14 protein-coding genes and 1 pseudogene are annotated in these 16,461 nt (G+C 42.1%); 10 read left to right on the top strand and 5 right to left on the bottom strand.

Going from position 1 to position 16,461, the window contains the following annotated elements:
- Window positions 1–225 precede the first annotated feature (225 nt).
- From nifS to truD, 6 genes are all read left to right on the top strand, one after another.
- Window positions 226–1,416 (top strand): cysteine desulfurase NifS, encoded by a 1,191-nt coding sequence (gene nifS / locus MSBRW_RS08155; RefSeq protein ID WP_011308125.1) that lies wholly within the window; start codon window positions 226–228, stop codon window positions 1,414–1,416.
- Between the two features lie 65 nt (window positions 1,417–1,481).
- On the top strand, window positions 1,482–1,871 hold the full coding sequence (gene nifU, locus MSBRW_RS08150; RefSeq protein ID WP_011308126.1) for a Fe-S cluster assembly scaffold protein NifU: 390 nt from the start codon (window positions 1,482–1,484) through the stop codon (window positions 1,869–1,871).
- Window positions 1,872–2,823: 952 nt separating this feature from the next.
- Entirely contained in the window at window positions 2,824–3,813 is a 990-nt protein-coding gene (gene mptN / locus MSBRW_RS08145) for a tetrahydromethanopterin:alpha-L-glutamate ligase (RefSeq protein ID WP_011308127.1), read from the top strand.
- Window positions 3,814–4,027: 214 nt separating this feature from the next.
- Window positions 4,028–4,375 (top strand): peptidyl-tRNA hydrolase Pth2, encoded by a 348-nt coding sequence (gene pth2, locus MSBRW_RS08140; protein ID WP_011308128.1) that lies wholly within the window; start codon window positions 4,028–4,030, stop codon window positions 4,373–4,375.
- A 126-nt stretch (window positions 4,376–4,501) separates the two neighbouring features.
- Window positions 4,502–5,746: a transglutaminase-like domain-containing protein gene (locus MSBRW_RS08135; RefSeq protein WP_011308129.1), complete on the top strand. Its 1,245-nt coding sequence runs from the start codon at window positions 4,502–4,504 to the stop codon at window positions 5,744–5,746.
- A gap of 38 nt (window positions 5,747–5,784) precedes the next feature.
- A complete protein-coding gene (gene truD, locus MSBRW_RS08130) occupies window positions 5,785–7,101 on the top strand; it encodes a tRNA pseudouridine(13) synthase TruD (protein WP_011308130.1) in 1,317 nt (438 codons plus the stop codon).
- A gap of 266 nt (window positions 7,102–7,367) precedes the next feature.
- Here truD and MSBRW_RS08125 read toward each other — a convergent pair whose 3' ends face one another.
- From MSBRW_RS08125 to MSBRW_RS08105, 5 genes are all read right to left on the bottom strand, one after another.
- On the bottom strand, window positions 7,368–8,771 hold the full coding sequence (locus MSBRW_RS08125; RefSeq protein ID WP_011308131.1) for an MATE family efflux transporter: 1,404 nt from the start codon (window positions 8,769–8,771) through the stop codon (window positions 7,368–7,370).
- Between the two features lie 172 nt (window positions 8,772–8,943).
- Window positions 8,944–9,171, bottom strand: a complete 228-nt coding sequence (locus tag MSBRW_RS23330; protein ID WP_230670022.1) for a MarR family transcriptional regulator — start codon at window positions 9,169–9,171, stop codon at window positions 8,944–8,946.
- A 164-nt stretch (window positions 9,172–9,335) separates the two neighbouring features.
- Window positions 9,336–10,094: a hypothetical protein gene (locus MSBRW_RS08115; protein WP_011308132.1), complete on the bottom strand. Its 759-nt coding sequence runs from the start codon at window positions 10,092–10,094 to the stop codon at window positions 9,336–9,338.
- Window positions 10,087–12,363, bottom strand: coding sequence for a M1 family aminopeptidase (locus MSBRW_RS08110; protein ID WP_011308133.1), 2,277 nt, complete (start codon window positions 12,361–12,363; stop codon window positions 10,087–10,089). Before MSBRW_RS08110 ends, MSBRW_RS08115 begins: the two co-directional genes overlap by 8 nt.
- An 11-nt stretch (window positions 12,364–12,374) precedes the next feature.
- Window positions 12,375–13,241 carry an ABC transporter ATP-binding protein gene (locus tag MSBRW_RS08105; protein WP_048103454.1) on the bottom strand — a complete coding sequence of 289 codons (867 nt, stop codon included), beginning with the start codon at window positions 13,239–13,241 and terminating at the stop codon, window positions 12,375–12,377.
- Between the two features lie 568 nt (window positions 13,242–13,809).
- Between MSBRW_RS08105 and MSBRW_RS21020 the strand changes: the two are divergent.
- The 4 genes and pseudogenes from MSBRW_RS21020 to MSBRW_RS08080 all read left to right on the top strand — a co-directional run bounded on the left by MSBRW_RS21020 (window position 13,810) and on the right by MSBRW_RS08080 (window position 16,398).
- Window positions 13,810–14,906: pseudogene (locus MSBRW_RS21020) on the top strand (IS1634 family transposase).
- Window positions 14,887–15,021: a hypothetical protein gene (locus MSBRW_RS23835; RefSeq protein ID WP_268990293.1), complete on the top strand. Its 135-nt coding sequence runs from the start codon at window positions 14,887–14,889 to the stop codon at window positions 15,019–15,021. Before MSBRW_RS21020 ends, MSBRW_RS23835 begins: the two are co-directional and overlap by 20 nt.
- Window positions 15,018–15,578 carry a YqhA family protein gene (locus MSBRW_RS08085; protein WP_011308135.1) on the top strand — a complete coding sequence of 187 codons (561 nt, stop codon included), beginning with the start codon at window positions 15,018–15,020 and terminating at the stop codon, window positions 15,576–15,578. The genes MSBRW_RS23835 and MSBRW_RS08085 overlap by 4 nt, the downstream gene beginning before the upstream one ends.
- A gap of 208 nt (window positions 15,579–15,786) precedes the next feature.
- Window positions 15,787–16,398 carry a matrixin family metalloprotease gene (locus MSBRW_RS08080; protein ID WP_230670020.1) on the top strand — a complete coding sequence of 204 codons (612 nt, stop codon included), beginning with the start codon at window positions 15,787–15,789 and terminating at the stop codon, window positions 16,396–16,398.
- Window positions 16,399–16,461 lie beyond the last annotated feature (63 nt).

Here is a 16,461-nt window from a genome sequence, read left to right as displayed (position 1 = left end):
GGCAAGTCTGTTAACTGCAGCGGTCTTACTCATAAATACAGGTCTGACCGATAGTATACAGGTCTTACCGGTCGTCGAACAGCACGCCAGAATCAGCTACATCATTCAGATGCTCTTTTATGAAACTACCGTTTTAAAAACCTTGCTGAGAAAAAAAATCAAAAAATCGGAATATGCAATAAATTCATATTGCGTAAACCCCTATTTTCATAGAGGGGGGTTCTGATGGGAGAAAAGCGCTTTGTTTACATGGACCACGCAGCCACCACTTTCACAAAACCTGAAGTGTTTGAAGCTATGCTGCCTTTTTTGAAAGAACATTTCGGAAACCCTTCTTCCCTGTATTCAATAGGGAGAGAAGGTAAAGAGGCAGTAGAGACCGCACGTGAGCAGCTTGCAAAGGCTCTGGGAGCTAGTCCTGAGGAAATATATTTCACCTCCGGAGGAACCGAGTCCGATAACTGGGCTATCAAGGGAACAGCTTTTGCCAGGAGAAAGAAAGGAAAACATATCATTACAACACCAATTGAACATCATGCAGTGCTCTATCCTTGTAAGTACCTGGAAACCCAGGGCTTTGATGTGACTTACCTGCCTGTAGACAGTTACGGGCTTGTAGACCCTGCAGAGGTTGAAGCTGCAATTAGAGATGATACTATCCTGCTCTCGGTTATGTATGCGAATAATGAAATCGGGACAATAGAGCCTATTCATGAGATAGGCGAGATCGCAAGAGAACATGAGATTCCTTTTCATACTGATGCTGTTCAGGTAATTGGTAAAATTCCTCTTGAGATGGAAAAGAAAGAAAAGAATGTTGACATGCTTGCCCTTTCTTCTCACAAGTTCTATGGACCCAAAGGAATAGGAGCGCTCTATCTACGGGAAGGGATAGAAATCGACAATTATATGCATGGGGGCAGCCAGGAGCGCAAAAAGCGAGCAGGAACTGAGAATGTGGCAGGTATTGTAGGATTGGGAAAAGCAATAGAACTTGCAACAGGAAATCTTGAGAAGCATAATGAGAAAATGAAGAGACTGAGAGACCGTCTCCTTAAAGGAGTCCTGAAAATTTCTGACTGCAGGCTTAACGGACACCCGGAAAAATGCCTTTCGAACAACCTGAATTTCAGTTTTGAATACATCGAAGGCGAATCTCTTCTTCTCATGCTTGACGAGATGGGGATCTGCAGTTCCACAGGGAGTGCCTGTTCCTCAGGTTCTCCTGAGCCCTCGCACGTGCTCAGGGCAATAGGGCTGCCTCCAGAAATAGCTCAGGGTTCCCTTCGTCTGACCCTTGGAGATGATAATTCCGAAGAAGACATTGATTATGTACTTGAGGTTTTGCCTGAGACCGTCGAAAAGCTAAGGGTTATGTCTCCTTTCTATAAACCTGAAAATGCATGTAAGAAATAAATCGAAAGTGTACAGGAATATGAAAAATCGAAAGTGTACAGGAATATGAAAGCAGAGGGAGTTTTGTGTATAATAAAAAAGTCATGGATCACTTCATGAACCCAAGAAACGTAGGGGAAATTGAAGATGCTAACGGGGTCGGAGAAGCAGGAAATCCACATGGAGACTACATGAAGATCTTCCTGAAAATTCGGGACGATCGAGTTGAAGATGCGAAGTTTAAGACCTTCGGGTGTGCAGCAGCAATTGCGTCCAGTAGCATGGCAACCGAACTGATAAAAGGCAAAACCCTCAAAGAAGCCTGGGAACTTACAAACGAGGACGTAGCTGAGGCTCTTGAAGGCCTGCCTCCAGGCAAGCTGGAATGTTCGGTTCTTTCAAGGGAAGCAATCCACAGCGCAATAAATGAATACCGAAGAAAACAGGGGCTTGGGGCTCTTCCTGAACAGACCTGATCGATGGGAAATGAAAACAAGCTGCGGTTTGGCGCAGTTCAACAGTTCTTACCCTTTCTTTAAGAACCGATCCCTAAATTCGTTTTTACTCCCATATAGGGAGGTACTCGTAATTATTTTCCTAATAAGTACTTCGAATATAACTTTGAGACCTAATATTCAAAGAAGTATTTTTTTGAGTTTTGGGATCGGCTCATACACGATTAGTATTTCTTGCTTATATCTGTTGTACTTTATTTACAACCTAGAATAAGTTGCATTCTGCTTTTACTTGTTTAGGACCTATGTACATAGATCTCCGAAAATTAAAACATTTGAAGTAATCATATAATGATAAAATTAGCTAAAGTCATGTCACAAAATCATCCAAATGCATCGACCTCGATTACATAACTTTTCTTTTCGCTGTATCTACTGTTTTTAGTTGTCTGAAGCTGCTCGCTATTAACTTTCTACAAAAATGCTCTTTCTCATGATTGTTTTACTAGTCTCCTTCTAAAGAGGTCTTAAGATCCAACATGCAGGACTAAAAAACATGTTGAGGTAATCTCAAGAGAAAAGAACAAAAGCAAAAAGAAATAAGAACAGTCAAAAATCAAATTACGTGTGGCCACCCCCTACTCTAAACAGGCAGTTTGACAATTACTACTGGTAATAACCGAAATCCTTCTTGGTTGAGAAACCAGCCGCCTCGTTAGGAAACGTGAAGTGAGACGAGATAGTAAAAAGCCTTCAAGATCTTCTGCATTCCATATCTCGTGTATTTTAAGTCTCAGATGTTTCAGGTCTCAGATGTTTCAGGTCTCAGATGTTTCAGATAGCATGTATTTCAGATAGCGTATATTTCAAGGTCTCAGATGTTTCAGATAGCATGTATTTCAGATCTCATATGTTTCGATCCCATTTTATTCCATATCGTAAACTTGATCTTGTATTCTCCCGATGATGATCTATGAAAAAAATAGGGATTGTCATCACTGACCCGGAAGACTGGACAGCCAGGGCACTTACTGACGCATCGAGAAAAAAAGATTTTTCTCCTTTTGTTCTGGATCTCAGGGATGCAGAGGTCAGCATGAATTCACCAGTTTGGGAAACGAAAGCTGAAGAATCAAACGTGGTCTTCAAAGTAGGAGATATAAAACTCTCTGACCTTGACGCGATAATTGTAAGAGATGTGGGTGCAGGAGCTTTCGAAGGCGTGTCTTTCAGGTTTGATATCCTGCGTGAACTGGAAGACGAAGGAATCCCTGTTGTTAACTCACCAGAAGCTATCCGGAATGCTGCAAATAAATACCATGCTTCCTATCTTCTGGCAAAGGCCGGACTGCCTGTACCAAAAACCGTAGCTGTGCAGGATATGGAAGCCGCCCTAAAGGTAATATCAAGATTTGGAGACGCCGTCATTAAGCCTGTTTTTGGATATAAAGGAAAGGATATTGCAAGAGTAAGGAACGGCGAAGTTCGGTTTTCGGATAGAAAAATAGAACCCTCATCACCGGAATCAACTCTCAATCAGTTGCTTGAAGAAAGAGGTATGCTGTATATCCAGGAGTTCATAGAGAATCCGGGAAGAGATATCAGAGCCTTTGTTGTTGACGGGAAGGCTATTGGAGCAATTTACCGTAAAGCAGCCTCTGGCTCCTGGGTCAATAACCTGAGCCAGGGAGGAAATGCAGACCGGTGTGTGCTCACGGAAGAACAAAAAGAAATTGCTGAGAAGGCTGCCCTGGCAGTAAACACGACTTTTGCAGGTGTTGATATTATAGAAGGGTTGACTGATGAGATTCCTAATGAAAAAATTGAGATTCATTCTAGCCAAACTGAGGAGAGCCCTAAAATTCTTGAAGTCAATGGAACACCATCAGGAAAAGGTATTTTTGATGCCTGGGGAATAAATACGGCAGAGTATATTATAAAATACATCGAAAAAATTTTATGAAATGATTATAAATGATGTTGACCATAATATCAAATACACCGATCCGAATTTCATAGATTTCTAAAAATTGTTTAATTTAATACTTCGGGCCCGGATCGACCATAATATAGATGATCAAAAATGAACATGAAAACCGGGATATAAAGTCGATCCGGATACCCTCATCGAAAACATTTAAGAAACAAACGGACCTTCAATAAACCCGAGGCAAAACATGAGTGAATATAAACAATGTATAGTTACCCGGGAGGACTTGAAGCTTTCCAAAGGCAAATTTGCAGTACAGGTAGCTCATGCTGCCATTTCCGCTTCTGAATGGGCAAGCAAAAATGATCTTGAAAAATGGAAGGAAGGCGGGCAGAAAAAAATTGTCCTTAAAGTCCCTACCCTTAATGACCTGTATGAACTTAAGGAAAAAGCAAGACGGGAAGGACTACCTACTGCTCTTATACAGGACGCAGGACTTACGGAAATTCCGCCTGGGACGGTTACAGTTCTCGGAATAGGACCGGCAAAAGAGGAGCTTATAGATAAAGTTACACGGAACCTTAAACTTGTTTAAGTGTCAAGAACCTGAAAACCAGATTTTGAAAAATAGTACTAAAATCAAACCTAGGATGGGCTATCGATGCAATAGCTATTCCAAAGGGGAAAGAGATTCCGCCTGTGTTTGATTCAGGAGAAAACCATGAGGGATTCAAAGGCTTCAAGAAGAAGAGAGGCAGCTTCAATAATTGCTGTTTTATGCATATTCCTCGTACTCGCCGCATTCACTGGAGTTCTGTCTTCGGATTCGATTGAGAATTTCAGAGAAGAAGTAACAGGTTATATCTCTTCAGAACTGGATCCCGAAAGCCAGGAGAGTGTTTTTACACCTCAACCGGCTTTATTTACTTTCCCGGCAACACCCACATACTCCCCCAGGAAAAGCGAACTCACTCCCATCCTGAGAACTCTGTTGCAGCCTGGCTTCTCCCTGAGCAGCAACTACCAGACTTCAGATTTTTTCCAGGGGGGAATGGGCTATGTTAGAATCAATATCAAAAATGAAGGTCGAAACTCAATTTTTATAGATAGATACGGGGTTTCGGTTAATGCCTCTGAAAGCCGGATTTATTCTGAGGACTGCGGAGTTTTGGTCAATCCTGGCGAAGAGCAGTATCTTGGAGTAATCGCGATTCAGATTCCTGAGGAAAAAAAAGCCAATTTCAGTATTGTCCTCTGGCTGCTTGCCTCGACCTCGGAAGGAAAATGGCACGACTACGGACCTTATCCTCTGAAAAACTTTACTGTAAACCTGAAGCCAATGACAGAAAAATCAAAGCTAGTATACCGACACAATCCTTCGCCTTACTTTGAGACCATAAATAAACTTGTGGAGCCAGCCGAACCGACTATAAGGGAAAAGGCAGTCCAGGTGGCTCGCGCATATCCTGGAGCATATAATATGTATCAGGTCTGTGCCCTCTTTGACATGGTAAAAGAAAAGGTCGAATACGTAAGTGACCCAAGAGGTAATGACATCTGGGAGCCAGCCAATGTTACTCTGAAAATAGGAGCCGGGGATTGTGAAGACCAGGCAATTCTCCTTTCATCCATGCTCGAGGCTGTAGGAGGCACAACCCGGGTCTACCTGACCAATACGCATGCCTTTGCAGCGGTATATATAGGCAATGGAACCGATTCGACAGATGCTGCAGTCAAAGGAGTGCGAGCTTATTACGGAAACGTTGATGTAAATTACCTGACCGATGAATACGGTTCCTGGCTGATGCTCGACCCTACCTCGAGTCTTTATGCAGGTGGGCTTCCCGGAAAAACGGCCCAGGCAAGAGTTAAAGCTGCTGAAGGAAACGAAACATATAGAAGCTGGACCTTTGTAGACACAAACGAAGTAAAAGCTATTGATATCAACCCCAGGTGGTCCTTATAATTCTCACAAAACATGTAATAGAGGAGCGTTTTTAACTCATGCAAGTGCCGGAAATTGAAAAACAGATCGGAATAACTCTTTACTCCACGGATACTGACGGCCTCGGAGGGCAGCTTCGGCAGGAAGTGGAGGATTTTATTGTTAAAGAAATTACAAACCGGGAGGAAGGACAGGAAGGGAAATACCTTATTCTTGAACTCATAAAGCGAGACTGGGACACACATCACCTGACCCGGACTCTTGCAAAAATCCTCCAGGTAAGCCAGAAGCGAATCAGCGTTGCAGGCACAAAGGACAAGCGTGCACTTACCACTCAGAAAATCAGTATTTTTGACATTGACGCCCAGAAAATTGAGAAGATCCATTTAAAAGATGTAGAGCTGAAAGTCCTTGGTCGCTCCCGAAAATCCGTTGAACTCGGAGACCTGTGGGGAAACAATTTCAGAATTACTATCCGGAATATAACCCACTCGAGTGAGGAGATACACAAACTGCTCGAAAAGACCACAAACGAGATCCTGGCTCAGAACGGAGTTCCGAACTTCTTCGGGATCCAGCGCTTTGGCTCGGTACGTCCTGTCACGCATCTTGTAGGAAAAGCCATTGTTGAGGGAGATTTTGAAAAGGCTGCCCTGCTATATATTGCCGAACCCTTCCCTGATGAGCCAGAAGATACACGGAAAGCCCGCCAGTTTGTTAAAGAGACCCTCGATTTCAAAGAAGGCCTGAAAATCTATCCTCTCCACCTCGGGCATGAAAGAGCAATGATGAATCATCTGATCGCAAACCCGGATGACTTTGCAGGAGCTTTTCTCGTTCTCCCGAAAAACCTTTACAGGATGTTTGTGCACGGCTACCAGTCCTACATATATAACATAATCCTGTGCAGGAGGATCGAAAAAGGCCTTTCCTTAAACGAGGCCGTAGAAGGTGATGTTGTCTGTTTCAAGAATGAACATGGCCTGCCGGATTCTTCAAAAACCGAAAAAGCCACCACAGAAACCGTAAATGCCATGAACCGCCTGATTAAGAAAAAACGGGCCTTCATAACCGCTCCCCTTCCGGGCCATAATACAGAATTTGCGTCAGGCATTCCTGGAGAGGTCGAACAGGCAGTTCTCGATGAACTCAAAGTCCCTCTGCAAGGCTTCAATATAGAAGAAACTCCTGAGATGAGTTCGAAAGGCACCAGGCGGGAACTCCTCCTTCAGGTTGAACCGAAGTTTGAGGTTGCTGAAGACGAACTGAACCCGGGAAAGTTAAAAGCTGTGCTTGAGTTCATGCTGCCAAAGGGAAGTTACGCAACAACCGTGCTGCGGGAGTACATGAAGGTAGATCCTCTGCAAATGAGTTGAGAACTCAAAAAAGCCGGGTTAGAGAAAAATCAGTCGGCAGGAAAAAGGGTTGCTAAATAATGCAGTTCTTTACTTTTTCTAATCCAAGCACCCGTCGTTTTCCTAAAACCCGTGCCTGCAATGCTCACAACAGAAACAGCGGGTTATGATTGACCTTGGAAAAGGGCGATGCGGTTTTTACTCCCTCAATACTATGGTCTTAAACTCCATATGCAGGGAAGTTCTGACATTAGTGTTCATAGGAGGCATATGGAAAGAGACCCAGTTTAATCTTCGTTGGTAGTTAATACAATCTCAGAAGCAGGGAAGTTTCCTTCCTCACTTACAGTTATCCCATTCTTGAGAAAACCGAACTCTTTCCAGAGCAAGCCCAGCACGACCAGGAACATCAGAAATTCCGCAGCAGGGGTTGCAAGCCAGACTCCATTAAGATCAAGTAAAGAAGGTAAAATCCAGAGCAGAGGAAGGAGGAAGAGAAAAACTGTTCCTAGCTGGATGAAAAGAGAATATCTGATTTTGTTTATCGACTGGAAATATACGGAACCCAGCATAACCGTCCCATGGGTAAGGAGGGAAAACACGAAAATCTCCATTCCATTAAGAGTAATTTCCAGGAGTTCGGGGCTGTCGCGATTGAAGATGAGAATAAACTGTTCCGGATACATAGAGAGAAGCATGAAACCAATCAATCCGGCCACAAGGCAGGAGATAACAGCTATCTTCAAGGTCCCTGCAACACGGGAATAACAACGGGCTCCGTAATTAAAACCGAGGATTGGCTGGGTGCCAACTGCTATTCCTTCAAAAATCAAGGAGAATATCGAGAAAACGTAACCTATAATTCCATAGCCTGAAACTGCGAGTTCCGAGCCGTAACTGAGCAGCATGTACTCGTTCGCAAAGAGCAGGATGAAAGTTGAAAACTGCATTGCAAAGGAAGGAAAGCCTGTTCTCATAATTTTGATAATTATTCTCGGCTCCAGAGAGAGGGAACGGGGTTTTAGCCTCAGCCCAGCCCATCCGCTGAAAAAATACAGAGCTAGCAGAATTCCGGAAAGAGAGAAAGCAATAACCGTGGCTATTGCAGCCCCGGTAACCCCCATTTCCATTCGCACGACAAATAAGTAGTCAAGAACCATGTTTACGAGAACACTCGCAACCACACATGTCATAGCAAGTCTTGGTTTCCCATCATTTCTTACAAGAGGTTCGAGAGCAATGGACAGAATCAGGAGTATCGAGCCTGAGAATAGGACTCTAAGATAACTATTTGCCATGCTAAAGACTGAACCAGAAGCTCCCAGGAGATGGAGATAAGATCCCGAAGCATCCAGCCCTATTGTGGTGAGCCCTATTCCCACAAACAGAAGCATGGGAAAAGCAGTATGTACGAGCTTGAGAGCTTCCTGCCGATTATTTCTGCCAAGGGCCAGGGCTACAAGGCTTGAAGTCCCGATCCCTATCATCTGTCCTACAGCAATTATGGCTAGAAGTGCAGGAAATGCAAGAGTTATCGCTGCAAGCCCCTGGCTGCCTACAGCATTCCCGACAAAGAAACCGTCAACAATTCCCTGGATTCCAGCAACAATTAATCCGATAGTTGCCGGGAGAACGAATTTCAGAAAAAGCTTTCCAATACTTGCAGACCTCATTTCCCGTTCATCTGTCATACTTTTTCCTCATCAAGCCCGGAAATGATTTTCTCAAAGAGTTTTTCTCCATAACCTCAAATTCTTCTTCATCCAGAATTTTCTGGATCTTTTCATAGAACCTCATATCGGCTCAGTATTCGATCTCAACTACCTTTTTTCCTTTATTGGTAAGTTTAAGCAGTCAGATCTTTCAGTTTTTCTGATAAGCCTTTGTTTTCAGCAGACCTTTTCCCGCCATTTTAGAAACCATGTTGCTGGCAGAGGGTTTACTGACCTCCATGGCCTTTGTCAGTTCGGAGATCGTGGGATTGCCCAGGGAATTAATTTTCTTGACATAGAGGAAGACATTGCAGGTAATATCATTGTATTCCTCTAAGAATTCACATTCTTTTAAATTTTTTAAATAATGATGGTCCATTTATTCAAGAAGCCTGGAAATTTCCGTTTTTGCTCCCCATAAGTGGAAAAAGGAGTATATAATTGGGCTAACTAATATTAAAAATTTTCCTTCCGCTAAAAAATATAATTATAATATTCACCTCTGCATTCCAGGATAAGTCCTGCAGGAACAGACGACGGAACTCAGGTTTTAGACCTTCTACAGGCAAATGCAAACATAATGACGCCCATAAATATGAAAACCAGTCTGCTGTAGAGGAATTCAGAGGGCAGAATATAGGGTATTGGACCCTCCATGATCCCCAAATACCAGCGCAGGGGCCACGAAAGGAAATTATTCCCAAAAAGATCAAACCACGCGGGGAGCCTCGGATTAAAAAATCCTAGAAACAGCACAAGAGGCAAAAGAGGATAAAGCAGTCTGGAATGGACTTTCCCAACCGCCATGGCAAGCCCCAGTACAAAGATCTGAGAAGGCAACAGAAATAACAGTAAGGGGAGCGTGAACTCAGCATAAGCATAGAAATTGAAGTAATGGGCATAATACGCAAAGCTCAATAAAATCGGCAAAGAAGCAGTAAGTACGAAAACAGCCGTGATTGCCGAGGTTTTTAGCAGATAATATTTTGGTTCGGAAAGCGGGGTAGAAAATATGATATTTCGAACCGCAACTTCTTTTTCCGAAAAGACGGACATGCAGAGAAGAACAAGGATGATTGATAAAAGTGGCCCTATAAGGGAGAGAAATTCCGAATACGTCCATTTTGAGAAAGGAGCCGTACCGTCTTTTCCCCCAAATACAAAATTTGTCAGGATGTAACAGGCAAATAGCGACTCGATGAGGACCATGTAAAAATATTTTTTATTATATACCAGCCTCAAAACTTCATATTTCAAGACTCTCAGCAGGTTAGGGAAATTATTTGTTGAGGGCTTATTCATCGAAAACCGCCTCCCTCTCTGCTGTTTCTTCTGTCCCTGTTTCTTTACCCTTTACCGGGTTTTCATCAAGATCGGCTTCACTCAGACCTATTGAAGACAGGAATTCCTCATAAGAAAGGGATTTAAACCTGTAATCCATATAAATATCCGATAACTTTATAAAAAATGAATCTTCTCCAAGCAGCTCTTCGGCTCTCAGCAAGAGCATAGGCATCTGGGAATAAAGTTCTATTTTTCGAGTCTCCATTTCATACTTTTGTCTCTGTTTCTCAGGCAGGTTTTCCAGCATTTTCGGATTCGCATAGTAATAACTGTTTTCCATGGAATCTACCCTGCCTTTCCACATTGCAGGGATATATGCCGATGCATAGGAACCAAACTCTTCTGTTATGTATTTGTAGGCCAGGTAATCTGCAAGCCCTTCCGAAGACCAGGGGGGATTTTCCTCCACGAAAACTCCTGTTCCCCACCACTGATGAGCGATTTCATGGGCTAACAGGTCCATATCCCCAACAAAGGTGATGTCTTTAAGAGAGGTAAGATCAGGGGAAAAGCTATCTGAATCTCCTCCAATTTCCCTGCCCAATTCCCTGTTAAACACATATTCTGAAACCGTTACGATATTCAGGGTGGAATGCCCGCCGGTCTTATAGATAGAACTTTCTACTATTTTTAGAGGGTATTCCTGATATGGATAGACACCTATGTTTTTTTCATAATAGGAAACAATATTTATTAAATAGTTTTCAATCCCAAGGGCTTCTATATACGCCCTGTGTTTTGGACTGTAATAGAACTCGATCTCAGTACTGCCAGCCAGCATCTTTTTTACTTCGTAGTTCCCTGCAAAGACTCCGGGTGAAAAATCATTGGAAAGGGCACTGTATTCCCAGGTTTTTCGGCCGTGTTCTTCCAGAACTCCTGTTAATTCCCCTGGAACGACCATTACCAGGTTCTTCGGAGCTGTGACAGAACCCTTTATCTCTATCATATCTTGTGAACCGGTCAGGGGCTCGAAAATCCAGTGTGAGTTTTCCAGCAGGTATATGCTCTCCTTTGAGATATAACCGGGAAAGCCGATTGAAGAAGGATATTTGAGCCTGCCTGCGTAGCTAATATCTATGGTAACGTTCCTTGATTCGGCAGGGACTTCCAAACGTACCCTGTCCGTTCCTTTTATCCTCTTTAAGGAATTGGGAGCCTCAACTCCATTCACAGTAAATTTTTTTATATGAAGCCCTGAATTTGTGATAAAATCAATGTATTCAATGCCCGATTCTTTTTCAAATTCATAGAGTACCCTGGCCGAAAGGTTCTGGTTTACAGGAAATAACTGAACATTCGAGGAAACATGAGTTAGTTTTACATTTTCATTTGCCTTAAGTTCGGTTTTGAATACACTGTCATTTCGGTTAATGTAGGGTTCGTTGATATAGACGAAAAGAGAAGCGCCCAGAAGCAGCAGAACCAGAACAGGAATCCAGAGCTGCTTTGCATTGAGCTTCAAAGACAAGCTCAAATTTGATTCATATCGTCTTCTGCACAGCAGCCCGACGGCAAAAATCCCGGTGGAAACAAAAGTCCAGAGAAGACGGTTGTAGAGAACAAACTTAAAAACCGGAAGGATTCCTCCGAAGTCAGAATACATCACCGCCGAAGTCTGAACCCATTTTAACAGGTAATTTGAGCTACCTATACTCATGAAAAAAAGAATAGAGTATGCAAGAAAAGAGATATCCAGGTTTTCCGTAATCAGGTAAAGTCCACTGCAGATCAGGACTGTAAAAAAGATTCCTGCAAGCGTAATTACTAGCAGACTGGACAGAGAAACTACAGGATCAAAGGTAATTTCCAGGACAAATACCTGGACTGCATATAAGGCAATTCCCCCCAGCACTACTGTAAAAATCCCGATGGAGAGGATTGCTGCCGTACGGAATACCAGCAGCTGAGAATAATTACAGGATGTATTCAAAAGGCTCGTGCTGTTATTCCTGTGGTCCTTGCTCAACAGCATAAGCGTCAGAACTGCAAAGAGCAAGGAACCGGCTATTGCTGCGTATTGTGCAGGTCCAAGAGCTACGGTAAAAGAGGTTTTTGCGAGCCCCACCAGGCTACGCTCATTAGTATAATCGATAGCTTTCAGCCCCAGTACTGTAGCCAGGACAGCCAGGAATATGGACATCAGTGCCAGCTTTGATCTGGAAATTAGCCTGATTTCATTGAAAAGAAAGGAGAAGCCTGACAAAAAAGGAATTCGATTTGCCATTTTACACCCTCTCATCCGCTCTGTGTAATCAAATACATATAAGCATCTTCAAGCGAAGGAGTTACGGGTTTTATGCCGGAAGGAAGCTTATCTCCTACAATTCTGTACTGGGCTCCGGTTTCTGTGATAAGCCTTGAAGTCACTATACAGTCCGTTTCAATATCAGGACTAGCTTCACAGTCAGAGTCGAGCACACCTACATGCCCCGCAGCCTTTTTAATCAGTTCTACAGGATTCCCGTCAAAGAGGATTTCACCCCTGTTCAGGACAATTAGCCGGTTGCAAATCGATTCCACGTCTTCAATAATGTGAGTTGAGAGAAGCACAAGCCTGTGGTTCGCATTTTCGGCCAGAAGATTTCGGAACCTTACCCTTTCAGCCGGGTCAAGCCCAACAGTAGGCTCGTCAACAATAAGAAGTTCGGGATCATTCAAAAGAGCCTGTGCAATTCCAACTCTTTGCTTTTGCCCCCCTGAAAGAGTCCTTATTCTGGAATTTTTCTTTTCGGAGAGCCCGGTTTTTTCTATGCAACTTTCAATCCGCTCTTTTTTTTCACGACCTAGACCCTTTAAAAGCGCCATATAATCCAGGAACTGGTATACGGTTAGTTCCTCATAAAGGCCAAATTCCTGGGGTAGGTACCCAAGCCGGTTCTTGAGATAATTTTCACTTTTGCTTATGTCCGTTCCGTCAATTTTTATTGACCCGGTCGATGCAAGGAGCTGCCGAACAAGAACTTTCATAAAGGTAGTTTTTCCGGCCCCGTTTGGCCCTATTAATCCCACAATGGAAGGAGGTCGAAACTCGAGATTGATTCCTGAAAGCACGGGTTTTTCCGGCATGTATGCCTTTGAAAGATCTTTAATTTCAATTTCCATTATTTTTGCACCTACTCTCCAAATTAAATAAATCGAAACATTCCGGTTTCCAAACATCCATATAATTTGCACTTATTCTGGTAATTCCTTTGAAGGAACCTAATCTAGAGATATCTTCCTCAACCTGTCCTCATCACAAAAACACAATTATATTACAATACTGAGACAGACAACGAATTGGGATAAACAGTAATAAGTTTTTAAGTAGTACTAAGCTTTCGCCTGTGTCGACAAAAATCAAGACAAAAACAATAATGGATAGAATTTACTATCATAATAAATTTATGCCTATAAAAGAGTATATTTGAGAAATAATAGGATATCATTTACCATCAATAGCAATTATAATTTTGTCTTCCCAATCTATATTTTTTACCTGTCTTTCCGCAGATGTCTGACGAATTTATCTATTTTTTAGTTAATGAGCCTATCTCAAAAGCCACTTTACTCTTAATCGTTGGGAATTCTTAGAATTGTTTTCATGATCATGAGCTTGATTGATTATTCAAAATGCAAGCCCTAAGAAGCAAATTTCAAGTTTTGGGATGAACTCAAATAAATATCACAAATGTCCTCTCTTTCTTCGATTTTCATTGTGCTTGTTACAACAAGTTTTCTTGACCATCATGGAATCGTTTCTGGTATTTATGATGGACTTGAAATTGGAAAAGTGATTGATGAAGTGCTGCCCAAGTTTGGACAGCACAAATTAGCTCATTCTATTGTATTAAAAGCGATGATTCTCAACTGTCCTGGTTTCGTAGACAACTGTCTTTACATATATTCTCAGTACTTTGAAACCCTCTCGTGTTGAAAGGCTCCTTGGTACCGGGATCAGTGCTTCTTACCTTACTGATGATATTTTAGGGCGAACTCTTGATGAAATATATAAAGCAGATTCTACTCACCTTTTCATGAAGCTTGCCCTGAAAATGCTGGAAATTGTTAACATCAGGACTCAACTTATCCAATCTGAAACTACTAATTTTATCCTTCATGGAGACTACATGTTTATTACATAGCTGACAGTGCTTTGTACTCTGCCAATAACGTCAAATCAATGAGAGGAGGCATGAAGTGGATCACTCGTGTACCTTCAACACTAAACTTTTCAAAAGACTTGTTGATTTCTGATCTTGATTTCAAACCAGGAAATATCGTTCACTATGCTATAAGTACAGAAGCAACCAGAAACGAAGAAATTACACTGAATGAAAATGAGTATCAAGGAAAGTTTATAATCGCCAGCAACGACATTAATCTTGATGCTGAAAAGATGCTGTATCACTACAAAAACCAGAGTAAAGTGGAAAAAGAGTTCAGGTTCATTAAAGATAAGAGCTTTAGGGTTTCAGAAGTTTATTTGAAAAACCTCAAAGAATTGAAGCTTTATCCATAGTAATGGTCTTAATTCTGATGGTTTACTCAGTGGCGGAATGGAAGCTAAGAAAAAGGCTAAAAGAAACAGGGGAAACAATACCTGATCAGGTTAAAAAGCAAACTCAAAAGCCCACTTTGAAATGGGCTTTTGTGCTGATGAGGGAAATTACAGAAGTAAAAGTGAAAGTTGATTCAAAGGTGATAACCAAAATTGCTAACATGGATGAAGTTAAGGGCAAGATAATAAGGTTGAGGGGGAAAAATTGTGAAAAATACTACTTTTGAGTGGAGATCTGTGGAAAGACGGATTAATCATCCTATTGGGGGATTAAGAATGGAAGAAAATAAACCAAATATCCTGGTGGGCATCTGGGGAAAGCGAGAAGGAGTCTGCCAATGAAAGTTGTAAGATTCATTGCAGGAATGCGTTTTTTCGTGTTGATCCCAGTGATAGGGTTGGCGATTGCTGCTTGCGTCTTATTTGTTAAAGGCGGCATAGATATTATTCACTTTATGGAAGAACTCATTGCCGGAATGTCAAAAGAAGGTCCAGAAGGGAGTATCATTGTTGAAATTGTGGAGACTGTCCACCTCTTCTTAGTCGGTACAGTGCTTTTCCTTACATCTTTTGGGCTATACCAGTTGTTTATCCAGCCGCTACCCTTACCGGAATGGGTGAAAGTGAACAATCTTGAAGAGCTAGAATTAAACCTCGTGGGGCTCACTGTTGTCGTACTGGGGGTTAATTTCTTGAGCGTTATCTTTGAACCGCGAGAGATAGATTTAGCGGTATACGGAATAGGCTATGCCTTGCCCATTGCAGCCCTGGCTTACTTCATGAAAGTACGTTCACATATTAGCAAAGGAAACAGCGAGGGAGGACAATTGAAAACTATGGATGAAGTTATCTCTGCAAACAGCGAATCCAATTGGTTAACAAACAAAAAGAAAGAATAAGCCAGATCAATTGTCTCACATTTCTTCTTTGCAGATTGCTCTTAGTTCCTTTGTAGATCAGCAATTGCTTTTAAGTGTGTTTTGTTGATAATATCGAATTAAAGTTCTCAGGATCATTTAACTAATAATACGGAGGCAGATTCATATTACCCGAAACATTATTCCCGGAGTAAGATTACTCTTTTTACTATTGCTAACGGCACTTATTTTGCCCATTACCCCGGCAGCTTCTGAGTTTAATTATCCAAGAATTTTAGATCACCCATGGGATCATTCTCCTATCACCGTGTATATAGACAACAAAAGTGTTCCTCCACATTATAGTCCTACTTATTACACACAGGTACAAAAATCTCTGAATTACTGGGAAGAAGGAGGAAATGGAAAACTGGACTATACCCCTGTTTTTAAAATCGTAGATTCCGAAAAAGCTGATATCAGGATAAGATGGGTCGAAGACCTGCAGAAAGAACAGGGTGTCCCTTCTGGAGTTGCAGGTGATGCCATTCCATATAGTGTCAATGGACGATTTATACGCGTAGATATAACGCTTGGAGTTGGATTTTCTCAATGGGGAGAGTGGGTCCCATATACTGATACTGCAATGTTCGCCATTGCAAAACATGAATTGGGGCATGCCCTGGGGTTGGATCACAGTAATGACAAGCAAGATATTATGTATCCGACAAACGAGCAGATAAATAACACAAATTCTATCCTGAGTAAGTACGGTTCACTTTTGCTTTTTGTAATTTACGCCATTCTTGCTATTGCCGTCTTCCTCTCTGTAAGCTACATATTAGGACGCATTGCTAAATAAGAGCTTATCCGAAAAGTGATTACCAGCTGTAACTTCCACAGCTGTAATTTCCACAATAGAGGA

The organism is Methanosarcina barkeri str. Wiesmoor (assembly GCF_000969985.1).
GTDB lineage: Archaea > Halobacteriota > Methanosarcinia > Methanosarcinales > Methanosarcinaceae > Methanosarcina > Methanosarcina barkeri_B.
Note: the sequence above shows the minus strand (reverse complement) of the source record. Positions and strands in the feature narration are given on the sequence as shown.

Bases quoted from the DNA above. Each gene is read 5' to 3' on its own strand.
- nifS (WP_011308125.1), top strand. From the start codon at position 226: ATGGGAGAAAAGCGCTTTGTTTACATGGACCACGCAGCCACCACTTTC.
- mptN (WP_011308127.1), top strand. From the start codon at position 2,824: ATGAAAAAAATAGGGATTGTCATCACTGACCCGGAAGACTGGACAGCC.
- pth2 (WP_011308128.1), top strand. From the start codon at position 4,028: ATGAGTGAATATAAACAATGTATAGTTACCCGGGAGGACTTGAAGCTT.
- MSBRW_RS08135 (WP_011308129.1), top strand. From the start codon at position 4,502: ATGAGGGATTCAAAGGCTTCAAGAAGAAGAGAGGCAGCTTCAATAATT.
- truD (WP_011308130.1), top strand. From the start codon at position 5,785: ATGCAAGTGCCGGAAATTGAAAAACAGATCGGAATAACTCTTTACTCC.
- MSBRW_RS08125 (WP_011308131.1), bottom strand. From the start codon at position 8,771: ATGACAGATGAACGGGAAATGAGGTCTGCAAGTATTGGAAAGCTTTTT.
- MSBRW_RS23330 (WP_230670022.1), bottom strand. From the start codon at position 9,171: ATGGACCATCATTATTTAAAAAATTTAAAAGAATGTGAATTCTTAGAG.
- MSBRW_RS08115 (WP_011308132.1), bottom strand. From the start codon at position 10,094: ATGAATAAGCCCTCAACAAATAATTTCCCTAACCTGCTGAGAGTCTTG.
- MSBRW_RS08110 (WP_011308133.1), bottom strand. From the start codon at position 12,363: ATGGCAAATCGAATTCCTTTTTTGTCAGGCTTCTCCTTTCTTTTCAAT.
- MSBRW_RS08105 (WP_048103454.1), bottom strand. From the start codon at position 13,241: ATGGAAATTGAAATTAAAGATCTTTCAAAGGCATACATGCCGGAAAAA.
- MSBRW_RS08085 (WP_011308135.1), top strand. From the start codon at position 15,018: ATGAAAGTTGTAAGATTCATTGCAGGAATGCGTTTTTTCGTGTTGATC.